At 40.5% G+C, this 26,782-nt stretch carries 30 protein-coding genes; 24 read left to right on the top strand and 6 right to left on the bottom strand.

Going from position 1 to position 26,782, the window contains the following annotated elements:
• Positions 1-222: 222 nt before the first annotated feature.
• The 6 genes from spxA (at position 223) to V7654_RS22555 (ending at position 7,452) form a co-directional block, all read left to right on the top strand.
• The gene (spxA, locus tag V7654_RS22580; RefSeq protein ID WP_335376770.1) at positions 223-618 is read left to right on the top strand and encodes a transcriptional regulator SpxA; all 396 of its coding nucleotides are present in this window, start codon (positions 223-225) and stop codon (positions 616-618) included.
• 470 nt (positions 619-1,088) lie between these two features.
• Complete coding sequence (mecA, locus tag V7654_RS22575; RefSeq protein WP_335433085.1) at positions 1,089-1,760, top strand: adaptor protein MecA; 672 nt, start codon at positions 1,089-1,091, stop codon at positions 1,758-1,760.
• 442 nt (positions 1,761-2,202) lie between these two features.
• Positions 2,203-3,714, top strand: a complete 1,512-nt coding sequence (cls, locus tag V7654_RS22570; RefSeq protein ID WP_335433084.1) for a cardiolipin synthase — start codon at positions 2,203-2,205, stop codon at positions 3,712-3,714.
• 93 nt (positions 3,715-3,807) lie between these two features.
• The gene (locus V7654_RS22565) at positions 3,808-5,043 is read left to right on the top strand and encodes a competence protein CoiA (RefSeq protein ID WP_335433083.1); all 1,236 of its coding nucleotides are present in this window, start codon (positions 3,808-3,810) and stop codon (positions 5,041-5,043) included.
• A 348-nt stretch (positions 5,044-5,391) separates the two neighbouring features.
• Complete coding sequence (pepF, locus tag V7654_RS22560; RefSeq protein ID WP_335433082.1) at positions 5,392-7,209, top strand: oligoendopeptidase F; 1,818 nt, start codon at positions 5,392-5,394, stop codon at positions 7,207-7,209.
• A gap of 93 nt (positions 7,210-7,302) precedes the next feature.
• On the top strand, positions 7,303-7,452 hold the full coding sequence (locus tag V7654_RS22555) for a hypothetical protein (protein WP_335433081.1): 150 nt from the start codon (positions 7,303-7,305) through the stop codon (positions 7,450-7,452).
• A gap of 450 nt (positions 7,453-7,902) precedes the next feature.
• Here the strand turns inward: V7654_RS22555 and V7654_RS22550 are convergent, their stop codons facing one another.
• The 4 genes from V7654_RS22550 to V7654_RS22535 form a co-directional block, all read right to left on the bottom strand.
• Positions 7,903-8,790, bottom strand: a complete 888-nt coding sequence (locus tag V7654_RS22550; RefSeq protein ID WP_335433080.1) for a ClpXP adapter SpxH family protein — start codon at positions 8,788-8,790, stop codon at positions 7,903-7,905.
• Positions 8,787-9,188, bottom strand: coding sequence for a globin (locus V7654_RS22545; protein WP_335433079.1), 402 nt, complete (start codon positions 9,186-9,188; stop codon positions 8,787-8,789). The genes V7654_RS22550 and V7654_RS22545 overlap by 4 nt, the downstream gene beginning before the upstream one ends.
• Before the next feature lie 193 nt (positions 9,189-9,381).
• Positions 9,382-10,023: a lytic transglycosylase domain-containing protein gene (locus V7654_RS22540; protein ID WP_335433078.1), complete on the bottom strand. Its 642-nt coding sequence runs from the start codon at positions 10,021-10,023 to the stop codon at positions 9,382-9,384.
• Positions 10,024-10,124: 101 nt separating this feature from the next.
• Complete coding sequence (locus V7654_RS22535) at positions 10,125-10,706, bottom strand: CYTH domain-containing protein (protein WP_335433077.1); 582 nt, start codon at positions 10,704-10,706, stop codon at positions 10,125-10,127.
• Positions 10,707-10,825: 119 nt separating this feature from the next.
• Here V7654_RS22535 and V7654_RS22530 point away from each other — a divergent pair, with 119 nt between their 5' ends.
• The 5 genes from V7654_RS22530 (at position 10,826) to V7654_RS22510 (ending at position 14,754) form a co-directional block, all read left to right on the top strand.
• Positions 10,826-11,206, top strand: coding sequence for a hypothetical protein (locus tag V7654_RS22530; protein ID WP_335433076.1), 381 nt, complete (start codon positions 10,826-10,828; stop codon positions 11,204-11,206).
• 34 nt (positions 11,207-11,240) lie between these two features.
• Positions 11,241-11,879: a GTP pyrophosphokinase gene (locus tag V7654_RS22525; RefSeq protein ID WP_335433075.1), complete on the top strand. Its 639-nt coding sequence runs from the start codon at positions 11,241-11,243 to the stop codon at positions 11,877-11,879.
• Between the two features lie 32 nt (positions 11,880-11,911).
• Complete coding sequence (locus V7654_RS22520) at positions 11,912-12,712, top strand: NAD kinase (RefSeq protein WP_335433074.1); 801 nt, start codon at positions 11,912-11,914, stop codon at positions 12,710-12,712.
• Positions 12,713-12,727: 15 nt separating this feature from the next.
• Positions 12,728-13,648 carry an RluA family pseudouridine synthase gene (locus tag V7654_RS22515; RefSeq protein ID WP_438825339.1) on the top strand — a complete coding sequence of 307 codons (921 nt, stop codon included), beginning with the start codon at positions 12,728-12,730 and terminating at the stop codon, positions 13,646-13,648.
• 137 nt (positions 13,649-13,785) lie between these two features.
• Positions 13,786-14,754 (top strand): CAP domain-containing protein, encoded by a 969-nt coding sequence (locus V7654_RS22510; protein ID WP_335433073.1) that lies wholly within the window; start codon positions 13,786-13,788, stop codon positions 14,752-14,754.
• Between the two features lie 589 nt (positions 14,755-15,343).
• Here the strand turns inward: V7654_RS22510 and prpE are convergent.
• On the bottom strand, positions 15,344-16,084 hold the full coding sequence (prpE, locus tag V7654_RS22505; protein WP_335433072.1) for a bis(5'-nucleosyl)-tetraphosphatase PrpE: 741 nt from the start codon (positions 16,082-16,084) through the stop codon (positions 15,344-15,346).
• 410 nt (positions 16,085-16,494) lie between these two features.
• Between prpE and mgtE the strand changes: the two genes are divergently transcribed.
• The 4 genes from mgtE (at position 16,495) to V7654_RS22485 (ending at position 21,361) form a co-directional block, all read left to right on the top strand.
• Positions 16,495-17,820, top strand: a complete 1,326-nt coding sequence (gene mgtE / locus V7654_RS22500) for a magnesium transporter (protein ID WP_335433086.1) — start codon at positions 16,495-16,497, stop codon at positions 17,818-17,820.
• A gap of 12 nt (positions 17,821-17,832) precedes the next feature.
• Entirely contained in the window at positions 17,833-19,692 is a 1,860-nt protein-coding gene (locus tag V7654_RS22495) for a monovalent cation:proton antiporter family protein (protein WP_335433071.1), read from the top strand.
• Between the two features lie 165 nt (positions 19,693-19,857).
• The gene (fabI, locus tag V7654_RS22490; protein WP_335433070.1) at positions 19,858-20,625 is read left to right on the top strand and encodes an enoyl-ACP reductase FabI; all 768 of its coding nucleotides are present in this window, start codon (positions 19,858-19,860) and stop codon (positions 20,623-20,625) included.
• A 286-nt stretch (positions 20,626-20,911) separates the two neighbouring features.
• Positions 20,912-21,361 (top strand): CotO family spore coat protein, encoded by a 450-nt coding sequence (locus V7654_RS22485; protein ID WP_335433069.1) that lies wholly within the window; start codon positions 20,912-20,914, stop codon positions 21,359-21,361.
• 45 nt (positions 21,362-21,406) lie between these two features.
• On the opposite strand, the gene V7654_RS22480 is transcribed toward V7654_RS22485, so the two are convergent.
• A complete protein-coding gene (locus V7654_RS22480) occupies positions 21,407-21,928 on the bottom strand; it encodes a CotY/CotZ family spore coat protein (RefSeq protein WP_335433068.1) in 522 nt (173 codons plus the stop codon).
• A 192-nt stretch (positions 21,929-22,120) separates the two neighbouring features.
• Between V7654_RS22480 and V7654_RS22475 the strand changes: the two genes are divergently transcribed.
• From V7654_RS22475 to V7654_RS22435, 9 genes are all read left to right on the top strand, one after another.
• Positions 22,121-22,468, top strand: coding sequence for a DUF1360 domain-containing protein (locus V7654_RS22475; protein WP_335433067.1), 348 nt, complete (start codon positions 22,121-22,123; stop codon positions 22,466-22,468).
• Between the two features lie 80 nt (positions 22,469-22,548).
• A complete protein-coding gene (locus V7654_RS22470; protein WP_335433066.1) occupies positions 22,549-22,677 on the top strand; it encodes a hypothetical protein in 129 nt (42 codons plus the stop codon).
• A 314-nt stretch (positions 22,678-22,991) separates the two neighbouring features.
• Positions 22,992-23,438 (top strand): YhcN/YlaJ family sporulation lipoprotein, encoded by a 447-nt coding sequence (locus tag V7654_RS22465; protein ID WP_335433065.1) that lies wholly within the window; start codon positions 22,992-22,994, stop codon positions 23,436-23,438.
• A gap of 15 nt (positions 23,439-23,453) precedes the next feature.
• Entirely contained in the window at positions 23,454-23,933 is a 480-nt protein-coding gene (gene spoVAC, locus V7654_RS22460; protein WP_207498840.1) for a stage V sporulation protein AC, read from the top strand.
• Positions 23,934-24,947, top strand: coding sequence for a stage V sporulation protein AD (gene spoVAD, locus V7654_RS22455; RefSeq protein ID WP_335433064.1), 1,014 nt, complete (start codon positions 23,934-23,936; stop codon positions 24,945-24,947).
• 16 nt (positions 24,948-24,963) lie between these two features.
• Complete coding sequence (spoVAE, locus tag V7654_RS22450; protein ID WP_335433063.1) at positions 24,964-25,320, top strand: stage V sporulation protein AE; 357 nt, start codon at positions 24,964-24,966, stop codon at positions 25,318-25,320.
• Positions 25,321-25,358: 38 nt separating this feature from the next.
• Positions 25,359-26,075, top strand: a complete 717-nt coding sequence (locus V7654_RS22445) for a DUF421 domain-containing protein (RefSeq protein WP_335433062.1) — start codon at positions 25,359-25,361, stop codon at positions 26,073-26,075.
• A 96-nt stretch (positions 26,076-26,171) separates the two neighbouring features.
• The gene (locus V7654_RS22440; RefSeq protein WP_207498837.1) at positions 26,172-26,306 is read left to right on the top strand and encodes a YjcZ family sporulation protein; all 135 of its coding nucleotides are present in this window, start codon (positions 26,172-26,174) and stop codon (positions 26,304-26,306) included.
• 167 nt (positions 26,307-26,473) lie between these two features.
• Positions 26,474-26,728, top strand: a complete 255-nt coding sequence (locus V7654_RS22435; RefSeq protein ID WP_335376794.1) for a stage VI sporulation protein F — start codon at positions 26,474-26,476, stop codon at positions 26,726-26,728.
• Positions 26,729-26,782: the final 54 nt, after the last annotated feature.

Raw genomic sequence — 26,782 nt, 5'->3', positions numbered from 1 at the left:
AAATTTAATGAAACTTTTATCATTTAAGTTCGTTATATATATATAAGGCTAGAATCCTTACATAATTACCCAGAATATTTTTTTAAAAGGGATACCTTTTATTGAATCCTTGGTGTATAATATTCTATATGAATTATAAAGTTATACTTATTATTATTTAAGAATCTTCTAGCTTAAATAAAGCTCATAATTTAAGTAAATCAAAGGGAGTGTGAATTACCAATGGTCACTTTATACACTTCACCAAGTTGTACCTCTTGCAGAAAAGCAAAGTCATGGCTTGAAGAACATGAGATTCCATATTCGGAAAGAAACATTTTTTCAGAGCCTTTATCTATTGATGAAATAAAAGAAATTCTTCGGATGACTGAAGATGGAACGGATGAAATTATTTCGACTCGTTCAAAGACTTTCCAAAAGCTAGATGTGAATTTGGAAACGATGCCTCTTCAAGAATTGTTTGAACTTATTAAAGAAAATCCAGGATTGCTGCGCCGCCCAATCATTATTGATGAAAAGCGCCTGCAGGTTGGGTATAATGAAGATGAAATACGCAGATTCCTTCCAAGGAAAGTACGTACTTTCCAGTTAAGAGAAGCACAGCGTCTAGTCAACTAATACAAGTCTCCCTTAAGGGGAGACTTTTTTTGTTGTTTAGTAAATAATAAAATAAACAAGTTGAGATTTTTTAAATTGATTTTTTGTGAGATGAAATGAAGAGTGATTTTTAGTGCATATTCATAATACATTTTAAGTAAAATAGGTGCTTGAGATGAGGTTGGTTCAAGATTGATCAATCAAAGAGGAGCAAGCTGTTAAATTGAATTCTAAGCATATTTCTGATAATATGTAAAGAATACTTTAATTTAATGAGATATTAGCCTTTTATAAAAATGGGTGTATATTTTGTTTCCAAATTGGCTTAATATAACATAAAATAAGAGTACAAGATCGTTATTTCTATTTACCTTCCCTTTATAAAAACAAGGTGATTTATACTTATTTATTAAGGGTAAAAGATAAAGACCAACAGCTTTTTGGGGGTATTTAGTCCCTTCAAATCTTTGCCTGGAAGGGAGAGAAAGCGAATGGAAATCGAACGTATTAATGAAAATACGGTTAAGTTTTATATTTCATATATGGATATAGAGGAGCGTGGATTTGACCGGGAAGAAATCTGGTATAACCGCGATCGCAGTGAAGAACTTTTCTGGGAAATGATGGATGAAGTCCATGCAGAGGAAGAATTTGCTGTTGAAGGCCCTTTATGGATCCAGGTCCAAGCTCTTGAAAAAGGACTTGAAGTGCTAGTCACAAAAGCCCAGCTATCTAAGGAAGGCCACAAATTCGAGCTTCCGCTTCCAAATGATAAGCTTAAGGACCTGCCTGTCGATGAACGAATCGAAGAATTATTGGATCATCAATTCAATGCAAAAGATATTGATGATGATGAACCTGACTTTGAGGACGATCTGGAATTCATGCTTCATTTTCAAGATTTCGAAGACGTCATTACCCTGTCAAAAAGGCCGGGAATCGATAAAATTAAAACGAGCTTGTATAGTCTTTCTGACAAGTATTATTTATACATTGAATTTCCTGAACAGGATTTTTCTGACGAAGAGGAAATTGATAATATGTTGAGTGTTCTTCTCGAGTACGGTCTTGAGTCGAATGTTACGATCCATCGCCTCGAGGAATACGGTAACAAGATTATCGGAGAAGATGTATTTAGTGTGATAAGAAAGCATTTCAGCTAAACAGGAAGCCGATTTCAGAAATGAAATCGGTTTTTTTTGATAAAATGGTTCTATAATAAATCCTATAATTATTAAATTTCTAGAGATATCGCCCAGACTTATTTCAACATTGATTAGACACCTAAAGCGATCCTGCGACATGAATTAACCGTAGCTGCTGGGCTCGATCAACAGTACTCATTCAGAAATCAGTCTATCCTGTGGTAGCTGTCGTTTTGTAGACGTATGCAGGGCATATTACGCTTTAAGAGCTAGCAAGTCATCACAGATGGCAGGTCTGCCATAGGACTAGCAGACTACAGTCATCATTCATTAACACAAGCCGTCACAATTACTATGAATCCATTCAATTAATAGAACCGTATATATATCTAGAGTCTTCGCTAATTGCCACTATTCGGATTAAGTTGCGGGGAAATCAAAGAGAATACAGGTGAATATCATGAAGAACACAGTTCGTATTTTATTATTTATCACATTGCTTGCAGGAGTTTATTATATATTTTACGAAAAAATGGACGCGGCTTACCTCGGTTATATCAGTATTTTTATGACGCTCACAGTAATATTTATAAGCTTTGTCATTTTCCTTGAAAATCGCCATCCATCCCAAACGTTAACCTGGCTGATTGTGCTTGGCGGATTCCCGCTCGTAGGATTTATTTTTTATTTATTGTTCGGCCGTAATTATCGGAAAGAAAAAATGTTCCGGAAAAAGTACTTTCTCGATAAACAAACTTTTTTAAAAATTGAAGGAGAAGCGGAAAGGGCAAATGAAAAGAGGATGCAGGAGATGGAAGAGGATCATCGAAGGTTATTCACGCTTGCACAAAAGCTTGGGAACAGCCCGATTTCGTTTTCGACCTCTACCAAAGTGCTGACAAACGGTGATGAAACCTTCAGTTCTATCCTTGAACATTTGAAAAAGGCAACCCACCATATTCATATGGAATATTACATTGTCCGTCATGACCAAATCGGTGAAGAAATAAAGGAAGTATTGATTGAAAAAGCCAAGCAAGGCGTAAAGGTACGCTTTCTTTATGACTCTGTCGGTTCATGGCAGCTGTCAAAGAAATACGTGAAATATTTGATTGATGCCGGAGTAGAAATGGTCGAATTTGGGCCCGTTCGGCTACCGTTTTTAAATAGTAAATTCAATTTCAGGAACCACCGGAAAATCATTGTCATAGATGGTTCTGTTGGTTTCGTTGGCGGACTGAATATTGGGGATGAATATCTAGGAAGGGACAAGGGATTCGGGTTTTGGCGAGACACACATATGATCGTAAGTGGAGAGGCTGTGCGCAGCCTGCAGCTCATTTTTTTGCAGGACTGGTTTTATATGACAAACAATAGTTTGTTAACACCGGATTATCTATCACCTACCCTAGAGAGAAATACCCACGGAGGAGTTCAATTGATTGCCGGTGGTCCTGATAATGAATGGAGTGTCATTAAAAACATTTTCTTCTCAATGATATCATCAGCAGATAAATCTGTATGGATTGCATCCCCTTACTTTATTCCTGATGAAGACATTTTCTCAGCCATTAAGGTTGCCGCTCTCAGCGGGCTGGATGTCAGGCTGTTAGTTCCGCAGCGGCCAGATAAAAGAATCGTCTTCTTTGCATCAAGATCCTATTTCCCAGAGTTGCTCGAAGCTGGTGTGAAGATTTATGAATACAATAAAGGTTTTATGCATAGTAAAATTGTCATTGTTGATGGCCAATTAGCTTCAATTGGCACTTCGAATATGGACATGAGAAGCTTCCATTTGAACTTTGAAGTAAATGCATTTCTTTATAAAACATCCAGTACAGAGAAGCTTGTGGAGGAATATGAAAATGATCTTAAGGACTCGAATGAAATAAAATTGGATGATTTTAATAAACGTAACATCGGTTACAGACTGCTCGAATCTACATCGAGGCTGTTGTCGCCTATGCTATAGCAGATTCGGAAAATTCCGAGTCTGTTTTTTTTCATTAAAGAGGATTTCAAGCCGTTTTATCGAATATAAAAGGAGAAAGGAGGCGCAATCAATGTGCTTGTAGCAAATAGAAAAAATGGAGCAAGGCTGTCCCTAGATGATCAATGGGACAAAAAGGAGTTAATCGCCATAAGGTCCAAGGAAAAATTCCATTGTCCAGAATGCAAAGAGGAAGTAATCATGAAGCTTGGCAGCAAAAAAATCTGGCATTTTTCTCATCTCTCTGGCAGCAGCTGCGAACACCAGTATGAAAGAGAGTCCAACTATCATCTTGCAGGGAAGCTTCAGTTGTATAACTGGCTGAAAAAGCAGGGAATCAATGCAGAGCTGGAGAAATTTGATCCATCAGTCAGACAAAAGCCTGACATTGCATTCGACTGGCAGGGGAAGAAGTACGCGATTGAATTCCAGTGTTCGATTATTCCAGAAGAGCTTTTCATCAAAAGAACAGCCAGTTATTTTAAAAATGGGTATATCCCTATCTGGATTGCTGCGGAAAATCTTATTAAACGAACTGGAACTAAAGCAGTGTCCATAAACAATTTCCTCTATTTATTTATCCGGCGTCCTAGCCAAAACTGGAATATCCCAGCTTATTGTCCGTTATCAGGCCAGTTCATCGACCTAAATGGTGCCATCCCTATTTCCTCACGAAAGACAATCACCCAGCTTGAAATCCATTCAATCGATAAAGTTCCTGTCAATCATTTGATCAGTCCTATTGGTAAAAGCTATCCCGTTCTTAAATCCTGGCAATCAGAACTGCAAAAATTCAAGTCGCGGTATCTAATGTATCCCGGTTCATATCAAAATCCATTTCTTCAGCAACTCTACCGCAACCATCTTAATCTCCTAAGTCTCCCTTCTGAAATTGGGCTTCCGGTTTTTTCTGGTCCTTATATCGAAACCCCGGCACTAATCTGGCAGACTTATCTCTATCTTGATATATTTCGGAATTTTAAAAAAGGCGATCTTATTAGCTTGGCGCAGGTTCATCATGCTTTTAACAACCGCGTGAAACTCGGGCAAATTAAGCGGAGGAACCTTCCAATGGCGGGAAAAGGTAGTTATTCTCTGGTGGTAACTGAGTATATACAGCTCCTGACTAAAATTTCAGTTTTAACCAAAATAAGTGATTCTTTATTCAAGCTAAATAGAGAGTTGAAAATTCGTGATTCCATTGATGAACAAAGCGCAGACGAAGCGTATTTTTACAAAAGGTATGAAAACATTATTGAAGCTGCTTTATTAAACAACAATCTTTTAGGAAACAGCCTAAAATTAAGATAGATAAGCAGCTTTTTAAAAGAAAGGCTCTTGTTTAGTTCAATGTTGAATTTTAGCACATGTTGATTTGAGGGAGGGCACTCGACTCTTGCGGGCTCACCTGACGCCCGCGGAAAGCGAGTGCCTGGATCGGAAATCAACAGACAAGGTAACAGAACAAAAAGAAAAAGTCCTAAAATAACATGAAAAGTTTGTCACGTGCGTACAATAAGGAAGTTAAGAATTGGGTAAATAGAAATTAGAAAACTTTATATCATATTTTCTTTCCATAGAAGGAAATGAGAAATCTATAGCGAATTTATGATATTAGAAAAGTTTTTCGAATTCCGAAATGTTGTTAGGAGGATCTATATGTCGAATGAATCTACAGTAAAGAAATTGCCGCCAAGGAATGAAATAGCCACTGAGGATACGTGGAGACTTGAGGATATTTTTGCAAATGACGAAGTGTGGGAAAAAGAGTTTAATGAAGTGAAAAGCCTGTTGCCTGGAATTCAGGAATACCAGGGCAAATTAGGTGAGAGTGCGGACCAGCTGTACAATGCTCTCCAATTGCAGGATAAGCTGCTTGAAAGATTGGGAAGGTTGTATACATATGCGCATATGAGATATGACCAGGATACTACGAATTCTTTTTACCAGGGTTTTGATGACCGAATCAAGAACTTATACTCCCAGGCAGGAAGTGCGCTGGCTTTCATCGTTCCTGAAATCCTGGCAGTAGATGAACAAAAAATTAAGGGCTTCCTTGCTGAAAAAGAGGAGCTGAAGCTTTATGAGCATGCTTTAGAGGAAATCAACCTTCAGCGTCCGCACGTATTATCTGCTGAACAAGAAGCACTGCTTGCCGAAGCATCAGAAGTAATGAGCTCACCATCTAATACTTTCGGAATGCTTAATAATGCTGATCTTGAATTTCCGTCCATCAAGGATGAGAATGGGGAAGAAGTGGAGATCACTCACGGCCGATATATCCGTTTCCTTGAAAGTGAGGACCGCAGGGTTCGTGAGGATGCATTCAAGGCAGTATATAAGACATACGGCAGCTTCAAAAATACTTTTTCAAGCACGTTGAGCGGCAATATTAAGAAGGATAACTTTAATGCTAGGGTGCGAAAGTATGATTCCGCAAGGCATGCTGCTCTTTCTGCGAATAATATTCCTGAAAGCGTCTATGAAAATCTTGTAAACACTGTCAATGACAATCTGCATCTGCTTCACAGATATATAAAGCTTCGAAGAAAGGTACTTGGTCTTGAGAAGCTTCATATGTACGATCTTTTCACCCCGCTCGTCAAGAACGTGAAAATGGAGATTCCATATGCAGAAGCAAAGGATTACGTGTTAAAGGGCTTGGCTCCTCTAGGTGAAGAATACAACAATGTTCTGAAAGAAGGATTCGAAAATCGCTGGGTTGATGTGTATGAAAACAAGGGAAAGCGCAGCGGAGCCTATTCATCTGGTACTTATGGAACAAATCCGTATATCCTTATGAACTGGCAAGACAACGTAAATAATCTATTCACGTTAGCACACGAATTTGGCCATTCAGTCCACAGCTATTACACAAGGAAGACACAGCCATATCCATACGGCAACTACTCCATCTTTGTTGCCGAAGTAGCGTCAACGTGCAATGAAGCTTTGCTTAATGACTATATGCTAAATACAATCGATGATGAGCAGAAGCGTCTGTATTTGCTGAATCATTACCTTGAAGGTTTTAGAGGGACAGTCTTCAGGCAGACAATGTTTGCAGAATTCGAGCATATGATCCACTTGAAAGCACAGAACAACGAAGCATTGACAGCTGACTCCCTTACAAAGGATTACTATGAGCTAAACAAGAAGTACTTTGGGAATGAGGACATTGAGATTGATGAAGAAATCGGTCTTGAATGGTCAAGGATTCCACACTTCTATTACAACTATTATGTTTATCAATACGCTACAGGTTTCAGTGCTGCCACCGCTTTAAGCAAGCAGATCCTTGAAGAAGGGCAGCCTGCAGTTGAACGCTATCTCGATTTCTTAAAGGCAGGAAGCTCCGATTACCCAATCGAAGTCCTGAAAAAAGCTGGTGTCGATATGACAAGCTCAAAGCCAATAGAAGAAGCTCTAAAAGTGTTTGAAGAAAAATTAAATGAAATGGAAGCAATGCTTTCCTAAAATAACAAAACCGGCCGTAGCAATACGGCCGGTTTTGTTTGGCTCAGCTAAAATCCCTTAAAACTTTTACGGTTATTCAAATACAGCAGTAAAATGAATAATGAGAAAAAGAGGAGGGGAGAGGTGAAATACAAAGGTATGATATGCATCAGGCCTCCAATATGGAGGATAAAAGAAAAGAGAATGAAAAAGGTTATAAGAGAAAATACGAATTTATCCATAATGCTTTCCTCCGAAAGATAAGCTGTTTGTTTAATGTGTATGCCAATTTCAAGTAAATCATGAATTGTATTTGACAATATTGTGAAATAACACACAAGTATCTTGAGATAGGTAAAGGGGTATGGTATATTAATATCGTGAAGTTGATCACAAGCAAACATTTACCCCTTTGTTTGACCGTGAAAAATTTCTCCCATCCCCTTTGTTCGTATAATATAGAGAAAGGCCTTGCAGTTGGAGAGCTGCAAGGCCTTTTTCCGGTTGTATGGTTTCAATAATTTTTAAATATACGCGGCAATCAGCTGGGATTGGATCACCGCGTTAGAACAAATTCCGAGAACTAGTCCCAGCTGAAAAATGGTTTGTAAAGTCATGAGAACAGTTCAGATGGATAAATAATCCCCCGTGAATTGGATTAGAGGGATTTAAAGCTGCCTACATAAAAACAACCGTGCATAATCTAATGCACGGTTATCCTTCCTGTTCCTGGTATCTCCAAAACATTCCGTATTTAGCAGGGATTTGTTCGACTTTCTGCTTGAGCAGAAGCTTCTTCATTTCCTTCTCTGCTTGGGCTACTGTCAAATCGTACACAACAGCTACTTCCTTTGAGGCAACCATTTTGTATTGCTTTAAAAAATTTTCAAGTGATGGAGGCTGAGCTGGTTCTGGTTTTTCAGACAGCATTTCCTCTAAAATCTGGACGTATACCTCATATGGATATAGCCCGGTGATTTTTATACCTTCCTCTTCAATATTCGAATTAAAAAACACGAGAGTAGGGATTTCCTGGACATCCATTTCATTCGTTATCTTTAAATCACATTGAAATGCCTTGGCAGCAGTCTCTGAATGGATATCAGTCACGAATTCTTCTACATCAAGCCCTACATTTCGAGCGCAATTCTTCAACACGTCAAAACTGGAGACATTTTGTTTTTCTAAAAATAATACTTCCTGAAGCTTGCGCAAAAACCCGATGCCCTTCTTCTTTCCTTGAAGCTCAGCTGACTTAATAGCGATGGATGCTAAGTATGGGGATGACACAGGATTTTCAAACCACAGGTTCCCATCACAGCTCATCCCAGTTCTGCTTGCTGTTTTTTCCCAGAGTTCTGCAATCGTTTCGTAGCGTTTTTTTCTGCCCATGTTCAGAGTGGCCAGCCTGCCGCTCAAAATATGACGAATGGAAAAATACTTTCCGTATTCGATTTGCAGCTTTTTGATGATCGGTTCAAGAGCCCAGCATTCAGGGCAAAGAGGATCAACGAACATATATATTTCGAGTGGCTTCTTATCCAATCCAGAGCAAAACTCGGAGGGATCATAGCTCAATAGGTTCTCTCTGTTGAGTTTCATGTGCTCTCACCAGTCTCGTCATCTGGTGTATTGATCATATGCTGGGCAGTAAGGAAAAGGCGTGCATAAAAATCCTCCCTGACTGGCCCTTCAAGCCCCACTTCATCCATCGCTTCGGTCATGCACGCAAGCCAAGCGTTTGCCCGTTTAGGTGTTACTTCAAAAGGCAGGTGCCTTGCGCGGAGCATTGGATGGCCATGCTCGCTTGTAAATAAAGGTGGCCCCCCTAAATATTGTGTCAAAAACTGCTTCTGTTTTCGTGCAGTTTCAGAAAGATCATCAGGGAATATAGGAGCAAGATCAGGATGCATTCCTACCCGGTGGTAAAAAGCGTCGACCAGCCGGTGAAGTGTTCCTTCGCCAATGGCTTCGAATGGTAAGGTCTTATTCTCAACCATATTGATAACTCCTTTAAAATAGATTTTAGAAATTTCATTGCTTTGATAGTTATGCTATTTATTTTAGCAATGCTAAATTTATATCTCAAACAAATAGCCTTGTAATCAGTTTTTTTACAGTGTATCCGCTTTACTAATGTACACAAAAAGGCCGTCTGTTACCACTGACAGACGGCCGAAAGCGATGGAAATATCATCCATAGAAGGTGCTGGTTATTTTTGTTACGTAATTTTGAGTTTCTTTGAAAGGGGGAATCCCGCCATATTTATCGACATTTCCAGGGCCTGCATTATATGCGGCGAGTGCAAGCTCAACGTTGTTGTCGTACTTGTCCATCATTTGGCGTAAGTATTTACTGCCCGCAAGAATATTTTCCGCTGGGTCAAAAATATTTTTTACCCCCAGGCTTCTGGCTGTTCCTGGCATGAGCTGCATTAAACCTGATGCACCTGCTGAACTAATGGCATTCGGGTTGAAATTCGATTCCTTTTGTATCACAGACTTTATCAGCTTGGCAGGAAGATTGAACGCTGCCGCAGCTTGATCAACTATTTCATCAAAATGATGATTCTTCGCAGACAGCTTGGTTAGCTGAATAGGCGGGAGCATTTGCCCGATACTGACTTTATTCAAACCAAAGGAGTTCACTGCAGTTTCCGTATTGCCGAATAAATCTTCTAAACGTGCTGCCGTTGCGCCTAAGGCATCATTTTGTTCAGTAAGAATCCCGGACAGCATTTCCTGGAACAGTGTGTTGCCGGACGGGGCAGAGGTGCTGCTGAAGTTCTGTAGTGCTTGTAATTCAAGCGTGACTTTTAACTGGTCAACGTTCATGATCAAATCTCCTGCCTGGTTTTACTCTTTTAAAAGTTTGTATTTTAGTAAAACTTTATAATAAATGATTACCTTCTAGCTCCAGTGCCTAGCCCCTTGGGTCATAAGCATTCCCGCTTTCGGTTGTAAAACCGTTTGATTTTATTATCGGTCGTTCTCACTGGGATATTAAGTTCATCGAGCAATTCTGAGAAAATCTTAAAACCTTCAGTTTCATCAGTTACTTCATATTCTAGCTCATAATCCTCTGTATTTAAATAGTAACTATGGTCTAGTACAAGAAGTCCGCCATTGTAGCCAAATTCCGCACGGACAGTGGTCAATGAGCCGAAGTACTGCAGGGAATCTGCATCGTCAATCATATTGGTGATTGCGTCATGCACCTCACCGTCAAGAATTTTTCCTGTTTTTAATATATACTCAGCCTGCTCTAGGTCAAGAAATTGATTGGTTTCAAGCAATCCTTGTTCTGCTGGCTGTTTCAACGTCATTTCAAACTGAGTACCTTTTTCCCTGATCCTTAATGCAGAGCCGTGGGCTTTCAATGAAAAGGATGGGGTATCGAAATAATGGTTAACCTGCTTTTTAAATTTAGTCTGATCTATGTTAAAGTGCTTTTTTAACCGAAGGAATTCCTCATTCGTCAGCATGTTTTTAAATTCAATTTCAATGTTCTGGCTCACTTTGTTCCGCCCTTTCGAAATTTATTGTTCTTATTATCTCGTTAATCAGCTTTCGCTTCAATCCTTAGTAGAAATTGCCTCTATATGATAAAATAAAAAAGATTATGGAGGGTGAAAAAATGAGCGAAAGAATTATGATTACCAATGCAATTATTGAAAATAATGAGCTGATGCTCAGCACAGGTTCAAAAGCAGAAATAGCTGATTTAACAGCAACAGGTCAAATGCTGGTTGATTCTGATCAATTATCTTTTATTTATATTGTTGAAAAGGATGAAGGTTATCAATATATCTCGATTCCATATGAAACCTGGAATGTGATTCATGAAGGCCTTTGTAGTGGGATGGAAGTTAATCTTACTGCTGGCGGACATAAGCTTAAATTACAAGGATTCAGCGAGGAAATGGAATATTTAATCGCGAATATTACTGGGAATAGCAATTATGGAGAGGAAATGGTCGCGAAAGTGGAACAGGTTTTTACCGCACCCTCCGCTTAGGCTTTCGTGAATAGGACCGGATGAGGTGACTGAAGTGAAACACTGGGATCAATTTTTAGAACCTTATAAGCACGCTGTTGAAGAATTAAAAATTAAACTAAAAGGCATAAGAAGCCAGTACGAGTTGCAATCTGACCATTCTCCGATTGAATTTGTCACAGGAAGGGTAAAGCCTATTGCAAGTATCCTCGATAAAGCCAACCAAAAAAGAATTTCATTAGAGAAGCTTGAAACGGAAATGCAGGATATTGCAGGTCTGAGAATTATGTGCCAATTCGTGGATGATATTAAAACGGTAGTTGAACTCTTAAGAATCCGAAATGACTTTGAAATTGTCGAGGAGCGGGATTACATATCTCATAAAAAAGCAAGCGGCTACCGCTCCTACCATGTAGTAATCCGCTATCCGGTACAGACAATAAGGGGAGAAAGAAAAATCCTTGCTGAGATCCAAATTCGCACACTTGCGATGAATTTTTGGGCAACAGTGGAGCATTCCTTGAACTATAAGTACAAAGGACTTTTTCCGGAAGATATTAAACTCAGACTGCAGCGCGCAGCAGAAGCAGCGTTCCGCCTTGATGAAGAAATGTCCACGATCAGGGGAGAAATACAGGAAGCACAAGCTTTCTTTACAAGAAAAAAAGAAATGCAGCAGGATGGGAAGAAATAGATTAAAACCGATATGCGGGGGTGTTTGGACTCATGAAATTTGCGATTACTTCAAAAGGGGATTCCCGGTCAAATACATTGATGCATAAAATGAGAACCTATCTTTTAGACTTTGATCTTATTTATGATGAAGACCAGCCAGATATTTGCATTTCAGTTGGAGGCGACGGCACGCTATTGTACGCTTTCCATCGTTACAGCAGCAGACTGGATAAAACAGCTTTTATCGGAGTACATACTGGGCACCTAGGGTTTTATGCCGACTGGGTTCCTGAGGAAATAGAAAAATTGGTGATCGCGGTTGCGAAAACTCCTTACCAGGTGATCGAATATCCATTGCTTGAGGTAATCATCAGGTACCTGCATGGTGGAAGGGAAACGAGATATCTGGCGCTGAATGAATCAACAGTCAAATCCGTGGAAGGTACACTGGTCATGGACGTTGAGATCAGGGGACAGCACTTTGAACGCTTCCGTGGCGATGGACTTTGCGTATCGACACCATCTGGAAGTACTGCATACAACAAAGCATTAGGCGGGGCAATCCTGCATCCTTCACTGCGAGCGATTCAGGTTGCCGAGATGGCTTCCATCAATAACAGGGTTTTCAGGACTGTTGGATCTCCGTTAATCTTGCCAGACCATCATACATGCACACTCAAACCAGTTAACAGGCCAGATTTCCAGGTGACTGTAGACCATTTGACACTCCTTCACAAGGATGTTAAATCAATCCAGTTCCGTGTGGCAGATGAAAAAATCCGCTTTGCAAGATTCAGACCGTTTCCGTTTTGGAAGCGTGTCAGCGATTCGTTTATATCTGACCACGATTAGATTTGATGAAGCAAGATGAATATACAAATGGAGAATGGAGCAGCCGATATGGCGAATAACTTCAGCCTTGAATGGACAGCAGAAGCTTCAGACCAAGGTAAATTGCTAAGGGAATTTCTTAAAGAAAAGGAAATTTCAAGAGCGGCACTTACAGACATTAAGTTTAAAGGCGGGTTAATATCGGTAAACGCCCAAGAGGTGAATGTCAGGTATATGGTTAAAAGCGGTGATTCAGTCCGAGTAATTTTTCCTGTCGAGGTTCCTTCAATTGGGCTGAAGGGAGAAGATATCCCGCTTTCCATTGTATACGAGGATGAATTTATCCTCGTTGTAAATAAACCGGCAGAAATGAATACAATTCCATCCAGGGAACATCCAAACGGCAGCCTTGCAAGTGCCCTGATTGGGTATTATGAGAAGAACGGAATCGTCGCAACAACCCACATTGTCACAAGGCTCGACAGGGATACATCAGGCCTGGTGCTTATTGCAAAGCACAGCCATATCCATCATTTGTTCAGTAAGCAGCAGCGGGCAGGCGATGTAAAGCGAACCTATGAAGCATTTGCTGAAGGCAAGCTCGTCCTGGAAGAAGGGCGGGTTGAAAAGCCGATTGCCAGAAAAAGTGACAGCATCATCGAACGTGAAGTCCATCCAGGTGGGCAATATGCCTGTACTTTATATAGAGTCCTTCAAAGGTATAATGGATTCACTCATATCCGTCTTCGGCTCTTGACGGGACGAACACATCAAATCAGGGTCCATATGGCTTATATAGGCCATCCCCTCCTTGGAGACAGTCTTTATGGAGGAAAGAGAGAGTTGATTCAGAGACAAGCACTCCACTGCAGGGAAATTAAATTTTCACATCCAATTTTACAAAAAGAAATGCATTTAACGTCAAACCTTCCTGTTGATATGAAAAAATTGATCTAAAAGGCAAACCACAAGAGGGTTTGTCTTTTTTACATGAAATTAATCCCATGTTTTTCACAGATATTTCATTCTATATTTCCCTTGGAATTTCAAATGATAAAGGAGTAGTAAATGAAATCTCAGGGAGGAAAGATCAATTGAACATTTATAAGCATGGAAAAGTAATTGCTGTATCTGCCATAATGCTTTTAGGTCTGGCTGCTTGCAATAACAATAATGATGAAGCACTTGATTTAAGAGATAACAAAATGACTACCATGAACAACAATGGTACAGGTTATGGGGACAATGATACGAAAAGATTGAGAGGGCAGAACAGCAGGAGTGAAACGAGCGCAGTTAGAAAGCCTAATCAAAATGGCGGGAATGGTACAAGCGAAATATTGCAGATGCCGAATGGGTATTTGACAGTAGACCCGAACTCATACAGCACAGGAATACCTAGCACAAGGTACCCGCATACAGAAATGAATAGACAGGGAAGGCTGACTTATGAAGACTGGCAGCGTCAGCGAGCGGGCCAACCTTTAACAGAGGACCAGACGCTATTGCAGCCTCCTACTGGAACTAGCCCAGCACCTGAACAGGGATTAACACCGACTCCTGATCAAGGTCCACTGCAAGCACCAAACGAAGGAACTGCACCAACTGAGCAAGGAGCAGCTCCAGTTCCAAACCAGGATGCAGCGCCACAGCAGAAAACGACTCCAACACCAAGCGGAACAGAAATAAGTGCATTCGAGTCGAGAGTTATTGATTTAACAAATGAACAGCGCAGGAAAAATGGTCTGGCAAATCTTCAGCCTGATACGGCGTTGAGCAATGTTGCTCAGAAAAAATCGAATGATATGCAGGCAAAGAATTACTTTTCGCATACGAGCCCAACCTATGGATCTCCATTTGATATGATGAGGGATTTTGGTGTAACATACAGCTCAGCAGGTGAAAACATTGCTATGGGTCAGCAGAGTGCTGAAGAAGTAGTCAACGCATGGATGAACAGTGAAGGTCACCGGAAAAATATCCTGAGCCCGAATTTCACCCATATTGGTGTTGGTCACACAGGTACCGGGAATTACTGGACGCAGATGTTCATTGGAAAATAATAAGCATAAAGAAGAAAAGCTAACCATTTCTTTAAATGGTTAGCTTGTTTTGTACAAAGGGGTCCGGAGTGATCCTTCCGAACCTCTTTTGTAAAATAAAGCCTCTTGGTTACCTGAATAAAAAATAAATGGAAGAAAAGGGCACCAAAAGGGCCTCTTGGTTACCTGAAAACACAATAAATGGAAAATGAAGTCGCCAATAAGGTCTCTTGGTTACCTAAAAAAAAATAAATTGGAAAAAGAGGTCACCAATAGAGCCTCTTGGTTACCTAAAAAAACATAAAATGGAAAAAGAGATCACCAATAGAGCCTCTTGGTTACTTAAAAAAACAATAAATGGAAAAAAAGGTAACCAATAGAGCCTCTTGGTTACCTAAAAAAACATAAATTGGAAAAAGAGGTAACCAATGAGGCCTACTATTGGTTTCTGAATACCAAAATCGGTTAGCAAAGCTTCCTGTATCGGGAATCAACAAAAAATTCTAACAGACAAATAAAAAAAGACTATACACAAAATACTTTCATCGAGTTTGTCTACAGTCTTAGCTAACCATTCTTTGAATGGTTAGTTTTTTTACATTCTGGGTAATTATTCTATCTCACGAAATTTTTCTGCTGCAAAAGGCATGGAAGAAGGAACCGAAACAATGGCCATCTCTGGATATCTTAATGCGGTCAGGAGTCCGCCGAAAACGGCCCCTGTATCAATATTATACGTATTATTGATCATTCTTGGCTCCTTGACGGGAGTATGACCATAGACTATAGTCGCTTTCCCTTGATATTTCTTTGCCCAGTCGCGCCGTACAGGGGTACCATCGGGATTCGTTTGGCCAGTGATATCCCCGTAGAGGACAAAGGTCTTGACCTTCGAATTTTTTTTGCCAATATAATCTTCCCGAATACCGGCATGTGCGATCACCAATCGGCCTTCATCGAGAACATGATATAAAGGTGAGGAATCATATAATTCAAGAAACATCTCGCGAAAAGAACTTTGCTCTTTTTCGCTCAAAGACGAAAATTCAGCTACAGTAGTTTCGAGACCGTGGTTTGTCTGTACTTTATTCCCATGTAAGAATCGATACAGCTTGTTGCAATGATTTCCAGGCACATAATAAGCAAGGCCGTGCTGAATAACCAGCTTCCAGACAATCTCGGAGGCCTTCAAGGATTCCGGTCCTCTGTCTGTTAAATCTCCAACAAAAGCAAGCTTCCGTCCTTCTGGGTGAATGGGTATTCCCGTACTCCAACCATAACCCAATTCCCTTGTGAGATGTTCAAACTCAGCATAACAGCCGTGTATATCCCCAATTATATCCAGTTTCATTATCCAGCTCCTCTCGCGATATTTTATTATTATTGTTTCCGTAGACTCGCAAAAAGAATAGTACTTTTTACAGTTGAACTTTCCAAGGTGAGTTCTTATTCTGACAAAAAAATTGCAAGCTGTAAGATTACTTCTTATTAAAGGGAATGTTAAAAGGGAGACCAATTGAGTAAAAACTTTTTTATTTCAATCTTACATTAGTGCTCGGCACTTTTCAGAAAAATCCATGACAAGGAAAAAAGTGATGGTGGTTGTAAAGCAAAATAGTTTACGAAAAGAGGCTTATAAAAGACAAAGAAATCGAGAAATGCTAGTATAATGAAATGTACTGAATAAGAAAGGGGGTAAGGTGGATGGCTGAGGAACGACAAGAATCAGCATCAAAGCAGCAAATTAATACTGAACTGCTGATGGAAGCACTTTACTCTGAAAAAATTGATGATTTCCGAGCTGAATTTCTGGAACTGCACCCTTATGACCAGGCTGCATTCTTTGGTGAATTGGATGATGATACCCGCACGAAGGTTTATAATTTCCTTTCGCCTGAAGAGATGGCTGAGCTCTTTGAAAACTTAGAAGCAGATGACGAAGATTTTAAAGACGTGCTGGCGCAGATGAATCCGAATTATGCCGCTGACATGCTATCAAATATGTACGCTGATGATGCAGTCGATGTCCTTAATGAGCTCGACAAGGATCAGGTGGCCAGCTATTTAACCATCATGGATGAGGAAGCGGCACAGGAAATAAAAGATTTGCTTCATTATGAAGAGTACACAGCCGGCAGTATCATGACGACAGAATTTATTGCGATTTCTGCCAACCAAACGGTCAGGTCTGCCATGTATATTCTAAAGAACGAAGCTCCTCAAGCAGAAACGATTTATTATTTGTTTGTGATTAACGATGAGAAGCGTTTAGCAGGTGTCATTTCCCTGCGTGACCTAATCGTGGCCGATGACGATACCATGATTTCCGAAATTATGAATGAACGTGTAGTCTCCGTATCTGTAGGTGAAGACCAAGAGGAAGTCGCGCGCATGATGAGGGACTATAATTTCCTTGCTTTGCCGGTGGTAGATTTTCAAAATCACCTATTAGGTATTATCACCGTCGATGATATTATCGATGTTATGGAAGAAGAAGCATCTGATGACTATTCCAAATTGGCCGGAATCGCCGATCTTGATACAATGGACCGCAATCCATTTTCTGCAGCCAAAAAGCGCCTGCCATGGCTAATCATCCTGCTGTTCCTGGGGATGTTCACAGCGAGCTTGATTGGAAGGTTTGAGGAGACGCTCAACAAGGTCTCGATTTTGGCAGTTTTTATACCGCTTATTGCGGGAATGGCAGGGAATACAGGAACTCAGGCACTTGCAGTTGCTGTCAGAGGGATTGCCACAGGTGATCTTGAAAAAGAAAGTAAGTGGGATATTATTCTTAGGGAAGCTGGCACCGGGTTGATCACTGGAGCAATATGTGGAGTTTTAGTAGCCTTTGTCGTTTACTTCTGGCAGGGAGAGTTTTTCCTGGGCGCCCTTGTTGGTATCTCGATTTTTATTACACTAATCATTGCCACACTGGCTGGTTCATTGGTCCCTTTGCTTATGCATAGGCTGAAAATCGACCCTGCGGTAGCGTCAGGTCCATTCATAACGACTATAAATGATATCATTAGCATTTTGATTTATTTTGGAATCGCAACGGCTTTTATGAGTTATCTTACAAAATAAGGAGGGATGGGAATGGGACAGCATGCTTCGATTACCTCTCTCGTAATCGTAATCATCGTTGCGTTTATTACACCAATATTGCTTCACCGTTTGAAATTAAGCTTTATACCTGTTGTCGTTGCCGAAATCATCATGGGACTGATTATTGGTAAAAGCGGCTTTAATATTGTCCATGAGGATGCATGGCTTGGCACGCTGTCAACATTAGGCTTCCTATTTTTAATGTTCCTGAGCGGATTGGAAATTGATTTTACCGCGTTTTCTGGCGGTAAGAAAAATAAGGTAATGGCGAACGGCAAGAAAGAACCAAATACGTTTGTCGTGTCATCGATTATCTTTGTCGGCATTTTCATTGCTTCATTAGGTCTATCTTATTTATTTGTTCTTGCTGGTTTCATTGAAAACGTCTTTTTAATGACATTGATCATCTCCACGATTTCACTTGGAGTTGTCGTGCCTACATTGAAGGATGCGCATTTAATGAAGACAAACATTGGCCAGATCATCTTGCTGATCGCAGTAATAGCTGACCTGGCAACCATGATTTTGCTTGCTGTCTTTGTCTCTATCTATGATGGTGGAGCCGGGAATACATGGCTGCTGCTCATCCTTTTTGCTGCTGGAGTTGCGCTATATTTCGTCGGAAAAATCTTCAAGAACCGAAAATTTATTAACGCACTTTCAACAGGGACTACACAAATTGGAACCAGAGCTGTTTTTGCATTGATTATCCTGCTTGTGGCAATTTCCGAAACGGTTGGTGCAGAAAATATTCTTGGTGCATTCCTTGCGGGGGTGCTTGTGTCATTGTTAGCGCCGGACCAGGAAATGGTGCACAAACTTGATTCCTTCGGCTATGGTTTCTTGATACCGATTTTCTTCGTAATGGTTGGGGTGGACTTGGATATTTGGTCCATGTTGAGCGAGAAGAAGCTTCTTTTGTTAATTCCGCTACTGTTGTTGGCTTTATTTGTTTCAAAAATGCTGCCAGTTTATCTTTTAAAGAAATGGTATGATACCAAGACTGTATTGGCATCAGGATTCCTGCTAACGTCCACTTTGTCATTGGTCATTGCAGCAGCAACGATCGGTGAGAGAATGGAAATGATCACACCGCAAATGAGCGGGACTTTGATCCTTGTAGCGGTAATCTCGAGTGTATTGACCCCGATTATGTTTAAAAAACTTTTCCCGCAGGCAACAGGAGCAGAGAAAAAAGTCAAAGTTGCCTTCATCGGTGCAAACCAGATGACACTTCCTGTTTCCCGTGATTTAGAATCTTCTTTGTATGAACCTGTCTTGTATCATATAAAACAGGAAAAAGCGGAAAAACAGTTTGCAGAAACTGTGTTTGAAATTATTGAAATCGATGATTACGAAATTGAAACGCTCGAGAAAAATAACATTTATAATGCTGATATCGCTGTGATTTCGACAGGTGATGCAGACTTGAATGCAACGATAGCTATCAGTGCTAAGGAAAAAGGGATCGACCGGGTCATCGCCAGGATTGAAAGCCCAGATCTGGCAGAGAAGGCCCAGGAAGAGGGAATCGAAGTTTTCTCTGTCCTGCGTTCAACAGAATCCCTGCTTCGTGCGATGATTGAATCACCAGGGGTCATGAGCATCCTGACGAACCAGGAAAACTCTCTACATGAAATACGCATGCTTAATGACCACTTTGATGGCATGAGTATAAGGCGCTTTCCGTTTACCGGCGATGTCATTTTTGTCCGGATATTGCGTGAAAATGAATCAATCGTACCTCATGGAGATACAGAATTAAGACTCAATGACCGATTGATTGTGACCGGATCAAAGGAATATGTTGATGAACTAAAAAGAGAGCTTGAGTTCTGTTTTTGGTGCTAGAATAGCTAGCTCAAGCCGATCGTCCAGAGAATTGGGCATTATTCTAACAGAAGGTGAAAAAGGAAAACCCGCTTTTTAACGGGTTTTCCTTTTCAAATAAAAATATATAGTGTAAAATTAGCACTAGGTACTAATAACATGTATTAACAGGGGGATATTTTTATCATGACTCTTTCATTGAACGGTAACACATATGTAGTTATGGGTGTAGCTAACAAACGCAGCATCGCCTGGGGTATTGCTCAATCACTTCACAACGCGGGAGCAAATTTAATTTTCACATATGCTGGGGAACGTCTTGAGAAAAGTGTACGTGAACTTGCAGAATCTCTCGACAAAAATTATTTGGTTTTGCCATGTGACGTCACGAGCGATGAGGATGTTGCAAAGTGCTTCAGCGAAATTAAAGAGGCAACGGGTTCTATTTCTGGTGTAGCCCACTGTATCGCTTTTGCCAATAAGGAAGAACTGCAAGGGGACTATATGAATGTAACACGTGATGGCTTCCTGCTTGCACACAACATCAGTGCATATTCTCTTACAGCTGTGGCAAAGGAAGCAAAAGAATTAATGGCAGAAGGCGGGAGTATCGTGACCCTGACTTACTTAGGCGGGGAACGTGCCATCCCGAACTACAATGTCATGGGTGTGGCAAAGGCTTCACTTGATGCAAGTGTCCGTTACCTTGCAGCTGACTTAGGCAAGGACAATATCCGCGTGAATTCGATTTCTGCAGGTCCAATCCGTACGCTTTCAGCTAAAGGTGTCAGCGACTTTAACTCAATTCTGAAAGATATCGAAGAAAAAGCTCCACTACGCAGAAATACAACTCCTGAAGAAGTTGGCGATACAGCCCTATTCTTATTCAGCGATTTGTCACGCGGCATAACAGGTGAAAATATCCATGTTGACTCTGGATTCCATATTCTTTAATAACATGATGATTCATAGAGGAAACCTGCAGATTGCTGCAGGTTTTTTTGTTATTTTTTTTATTAGAGTCCGTTTCGCTTAGTTGTATTTTTACTAAAAATAATCAACTCTTCCAATGGAAAACAGGCTGATAGGAATGGGTGGCAGCCGAGTGGATTTTTCCAGTGTTGCACTAATCTATTGCGATTAAGCACAGAAAATGGGCAAATGCATAAATATAGGGAGAGGTAAGTTTTTGGAGGTGCCGCTCAAAATGAGAAACAGACGCGAACGAAAGCCATTACCAATGTTTTATATACAACAGCCTGACATTAATATTCCTGAGCCGAAAATGCAAAAAAGTTACTTATTAAAAGACGATGAAGCTGAAATCCAAAATGTAGGAATGAAACTGAAGGAAAATCCAACAAGAGAAATGCAAAGTGATAAACTGCAAGAAATAACGGCAAAAGCAGATGCCCAAAGTGATCCTATTGCTGAAACCGAACCCCTTCAAGAAAATAATAAAAGGCCGTTCAATGAATTAACTCTGGATGAAAAAATAAAACATCTAATGAGAGTTCCTGCATCGATTGCAAAAGTCAAATATGAGTTTATAACCAAAGAAACTTCGTACAAAGGATTTTTCTTAGCCATGAAAAATGGAGTACTTTTGATAAATTCCTTGAGTCCGAGGAAGAAGAGTGTGAGTATCCTTGAAGAGGATTTAATGGATATAAAAAGGGTTGGTTTATAAAAAAGGCTTACCATAAAGGTAAGCCCATTTCCTTCCTATATTGAATTAGTCTTCTCCCGGAAGGCTTGAAAGTGGCATTGCTGCAACTGGGTCTAAGCAAGTTACTGCACAGAAGCAATCTAAGTCAACCGTTAAACAAATTCCAGTTCTGAAGAATTCGTTTCTTGCTCCGCCAGTTTGAATTTGAGCGCATGGATCCGAAAATCCTTGGCCTTCGTCACCGCGTGTAACAAGCAACTCGATTTTTGCACAGCAGTTGTCATCTACAGATGTTACACGGAAGAAAAATGATCTGAAGCAATCAAGTCTTTGTGGTCCGCCGCCGTTAGGCCTGATCCGAGCTCCGAATCCTTCGAATGGCATGCAATCTCCGCAGTATAGAATTAGAGGAATAGTATCTAAACCGTTTGTTGGCGATTGAGCACCTGCCAATAACTCTCTAATGGATCTATGGCAACTGACATCGCAATCGTTGTCAACATCTACTTCATCCTGAGCATCTGCTACCGCTCTTAGTACTTCACATACGCAGCTGTCGCTTACATGGTTTTTACCTTTGCAACCCATAACAAGTTCATCTCCTTTTAGTTGATATGACCTATTGTCCTTAATAGAATATGAATCGCCCGTCTAATGGTGTGGGTGTTTGTCTATTTTAAGTACAAAAAATGATGACAGGAGCGGACAGGCTTGTGCCTATACATAGGCATTTGTAATGCATATGCTGAAAAGATTCTATAGCATTAGGTGGTGAGAAGCATGGACAGTTGGCTCGATTTATGCCTTTTGGTCTTTGCAAGCTTTCGATTGACTCGGCTGGTTGTCTACGATACAATCACTGAATTTCTCAGAGCTCCTTTTCATGAAACTGTAGTTGAATCTCTGGAGGACGGAAAAACGGAAACATATATAGAGATAAAAGGATCTGGAATAAGATACTGGATCGGAGAGTTACTGAGCTGCCATTGGTGCACTGGATTCTGGTGTACGGCAATCATTTATGCTGCTTACGAATTTTACCCGCACTTATCGATGCCCCTAATCTCAATCTTGGCCATAGCCGGAATAGCATCAATTATCCAGCACTGGCTCGTTAAAGATGAGTAAATTGGTTAGTCCGTCCAGAACGTTTAAGGACAAATTTCATAAAATGAAATATGGACTCTTTCAATAAAGGGGTTGTAAAGATGAATAAAAAACGGAAAAGTACAAATAGCCAGCCGGCTGTAAATAATAACGATACGAACCGTATCGTGAATAATCGCCGTCGCAAGAAAGGCGGCTGCGGGTGCGGAAAAAAGAGAAATCAAGCATAAATTGAAAGTGAGTCTGCCATATTAACTGGCAGGCTTATTTTATTTTGACTAATTTAGCTTTGTTATCGATATATAGAAATCCACTGAGGCATGAAATGACCATGAAATAATGATTATCATCAATTGTCTAATTAACAGAGTCAAACAAAAAGAAATTTAATAATGTGTTTTTACATTACATGGAAATAATCCCCTCAATAAAAATTTCATAAATTATCACTTGTACGCGGAAAATAATTTTAACCAATAAGATGCTGCATAGGAAGGGATTAAAGATGAAAATATATCAGGCAGGAAAAGCTATTGTGGTGTTAATGTTACTTGCCAGTATCACTGCTGGGTGTTCCCTGGGGGATACTTCTCCCAAAAGCAGGACATCGATGATCCAATCAGTAAATCCAGATGCGGGAGCGACGAATGATCTGGATGAGAAGAATATAAAGCTCGCTGATAGGGTTAAAAAGGAAATCCAATCACTTGATGAGATTTATGATGTTGCCGTCATCAAAGGGAAAGAGGATACATTGGTCGCATACAAGGTCAAGCATATGAAACGTTTTGGCATGAAGCGAATCGAAAAAGAAATCAATAAAAGGCTGGAAGAAAACTATCCAGATGAAGACTTCATTGTTTCAAGCGACTTCAAAATTTTTATAGAAGCGGTTGAATTGAGTGAGAAGATAAAGGACCCATCATATCCGGAAAAAAAGGCCGAAAAACAGCTGCAACGGATTATTTCATTGAAAAAAGAAATGACATAAGGAAGGATGGGCGAGATGGGGGATAAAAAAAAGCAAAAGCTGACACCTCAGCAGCAACAGTACCAGCAGCTTGAACAAAAGCATGAACTAAAGCGGCCCGTCGTGAAAAACTGCATAAAAGCTTTTTTTGTCGGAGGTACAATCTGCTTGATTGGCCAAGCTGTAACCTATTTTTATATTTATTTCTTCAACTTTACTGAACAAACAGCAGGGAACCCAACTGTCGCCACTATGATTTTCTTTTCAATGATTCTGACAGGACTGGGTGTATATGATCATATCGGTCAATTTGCTGGAGCAGGCAGTGCTGTGCCGGTAACAGGATTCGGAAACTCAGTCATTTCGGCTGCAATTGAACATAGGACCGAAGGATTTGTCCTTGGTGTTGGAGGAAATATGTTCAAACTGGCAGGAACAGTGATCCTCTTTGGAGTCTTTTCTGCATTTATAGTCGCGCTTGTGAAAACGCTATTGACGATGATGGGGGTGCTGTAAATGTTGATTGGAAGGCAATCATGGCAGTTTGCTAATCGACCCGTAATCGAATCATGGGCCGCTTCGGGAGGCCCTTTTGAAGCAGAAGGAAAGCTTGCAGCTGATTTTGATATTCTGCATGATGACCTATGGATGGGACAAGACTCTTATGAAAAAGCGCATAGGCATCTGCTTGAAGAAGCAATCAACGCAGCCCTCCAGAAAGCGAATTTAACCAAAGAAGATATGCATTTCATGCTGGCTGGTGATTTGATTAACCAGATCACACCGTCTAGTTTTGCGGCGAGGACGATGCAAATACCATATTTCGGCCTCTTTGGAGCCTGCTCAACCTCAATGGAAGGTTTGGCACTTGCCTCCTTCATCGTGAATTATCAAGGAGCGAAGAAGACCATTACAGGAGCATCAAGCCACAATTCAGCAGTAGAAAAGCAATTTCGTTATCCTACAGAATACGGGGGACAAAAGCCTCCAACTGCACAGTGGACAGTAACTGGTGCAGGAGCCGCTGTTGTTACAGACAATCCAGACAAAAATGGCAAGCTTGTCACAACTTCTGCGACCATAGGGAAAGTCGTTGATATGGGACTCTCTGATCCCTTTAATATGGGAGGGGCAATGGCTCCAGCTGCTGCGGATACCATCATTAATCATTTCAAGGATCTCAGCATTGAACCAGCTCATTATGACTTAATCGTCACTGGAGACCTCGGACGCATCGGACAAGAGACAACTTTTGAATTATTAAAGCAAGCGGGACTAAGTATAACCCGGGAACAGTTCCAGGATTGCGGCCTGCTGATCTATAACGACGATCAGCCAGTCCAGTCCGGAGGCAGCGGTGCTGGCTGCTCAGCTTCTGTCTTGTATGGTCACTTGCTGAATCAAATGCAAAAGGGTGTCTACAGAAAAATCCTTGTTTGTGCGACCGGAGCTTTATTATCGCCATTATCATTTCAGCAAAAGGAAAGTATACCGTGTATTGCCCATGCAGTGTCAATCGAGATGAATTAGAAAAGGAGGAATCGCCTTGCTAGCAATGTTTTTCTGGGCCTTTGTCATTGGAGGACTTATTTGTGTTTTTGGCCAGCTGTTGTTTGATGTTGCTAAACTGACGCCTGGACATACAATGAGTCTGTTAGTCGTCATCGGAGCGGTGCTGGATGGGTTCGGCTTGTACGAGCCATTGATTGATTTTGCAGGGGCAGGAGCTACCATTCCAATCACAAGCTTTGGGAATTCGCTCGTACATGGAGCACTTCAGGAAGCAGAACAACATGGCTTGGTTGGTGTACTGACAGGAATGTTTGAAATAACAAGCTCAGGAATGTCTGCAGCAGTTATATTCGGCTTTATTGGTGCCCTGATTTTTAAGCCAAAAGGTTGAATCTCCTATGCAAGCAGTTTGTGTTCTGGAGGATTTGAATGAACGATATTCTTAGTACCTTATTCAGGTCGATCATGCTGATTATTGGCTTATTCATTATCACGAAGCTCCTGGGGAAAAAGCAGCTTTCCAGCCTGTCTTTTTTTGAATACATCGTAGGGATAACAGTTGGGGATATTGCGGGTACGTTATCAATGGATCCAGATTTAAGTTTAAGGGATGGGATTGCCAGCATGATCGTCTGGTCGTTCGTCCCTTTAGCCATTTCAACAATTTCATTGCGAAGCAGAACCTTTCGAACAATTGTTGAAGGCAAATCGACCACATTCATTGAAAATGGAAATATCCTTGAGAAAAACCTGCGTAAAGAAAAATACAGTGTAGATGAACTGCTCGAGCAGCTACGGAAAAAGAGCGTTTTTCGGGTTGCCGATGTTGAATTTGCCTCGCTCGATTCAAATGGGGAACTAAGTGTTTTATTGAAAAAAGCAAAGCAGCCGCTGTTATATGAAGATATGCTAACAAAAGCCAGTCATACATCTCCACCAGTACCGGTAATCATGGATGGGAAAATGATCAAGGAAAATCTTGAAAAAACCGGATATAATAATGACTTGCTTTTAGCTCAACTTAAGAAATGTGGTTATAACCTTGATGAAGTCTTTTTTGCTGAACTGGATTTTAATGGAGAGATCATGGTTGATGTCTATGATGAATACATGGGAAATAAATTTCCTGACTTCGATAATGTCTAATAAATCCCGATGCATTCGAATTAACAGCTCGCCCACACAGAAATGGGATACTCACATATATTGATAATGAGTCAATAACAAGTGAGGTGAAGAAAAATGGGCTACGGTTGCGGCTGGGGCGGCGGTTATGGCGGATATGGATATGGCGGTGGCTATAACGGTTCTACCTTCATATTGATCGTCGTTTTGTTCATTTTGTTAATTATTGTAGGAGCAAGTTTCTGCAGCTAATGGAAAAATCGGGAGGAGCCGTTTAAACAAGAACGGCTCTTTTCTTTAAAATTTTTCACAATAAACTTCGGTGAAGATCTTCCTTGGGATACGCTTCTCCGCTTTTTCACCATTTTCCGATTCCTTCATAGTATAGAGTAGGCTAATGAAGGAGGCGTGATTTTCATATGGATAATAATTTTTTCAAGAACATAGAAAAAAAGACAGGCGTCAATATGAAGGATGTATTTGAGCTTGCGAATTCATTGCAAAATGCGAATTTTAAAGATGAGAAAACGGTAAGAGGCGTGATTCGCCGTGTATCCCAAATTGCTAATAAGCCGGTTAATCAGGAAATGGAAGACAAAATTGTTGAATCAATCGTAAAAGATGGAAAGCAGCTTGATTTCGGGCAAATTTCCAAAATGATCAACAAAAAATAATTCTTTATGCCAAATGAGGACCTGGGGATTAAACTCCCAGGTCCTCATTTGGCA

It is taken from the genome of Bacillus sp. JJ1609 (assembly GCF_036967045.1).
In the GTDB taxonomy this organism is placed as follows: Bacteria; Bacillota; Bacilli; order Bacillales; family Cytobacillaceae; genus Mesobacillus.
This window is presented reverse-complemented; position numbering and strand designations above follow the sequence as displayed.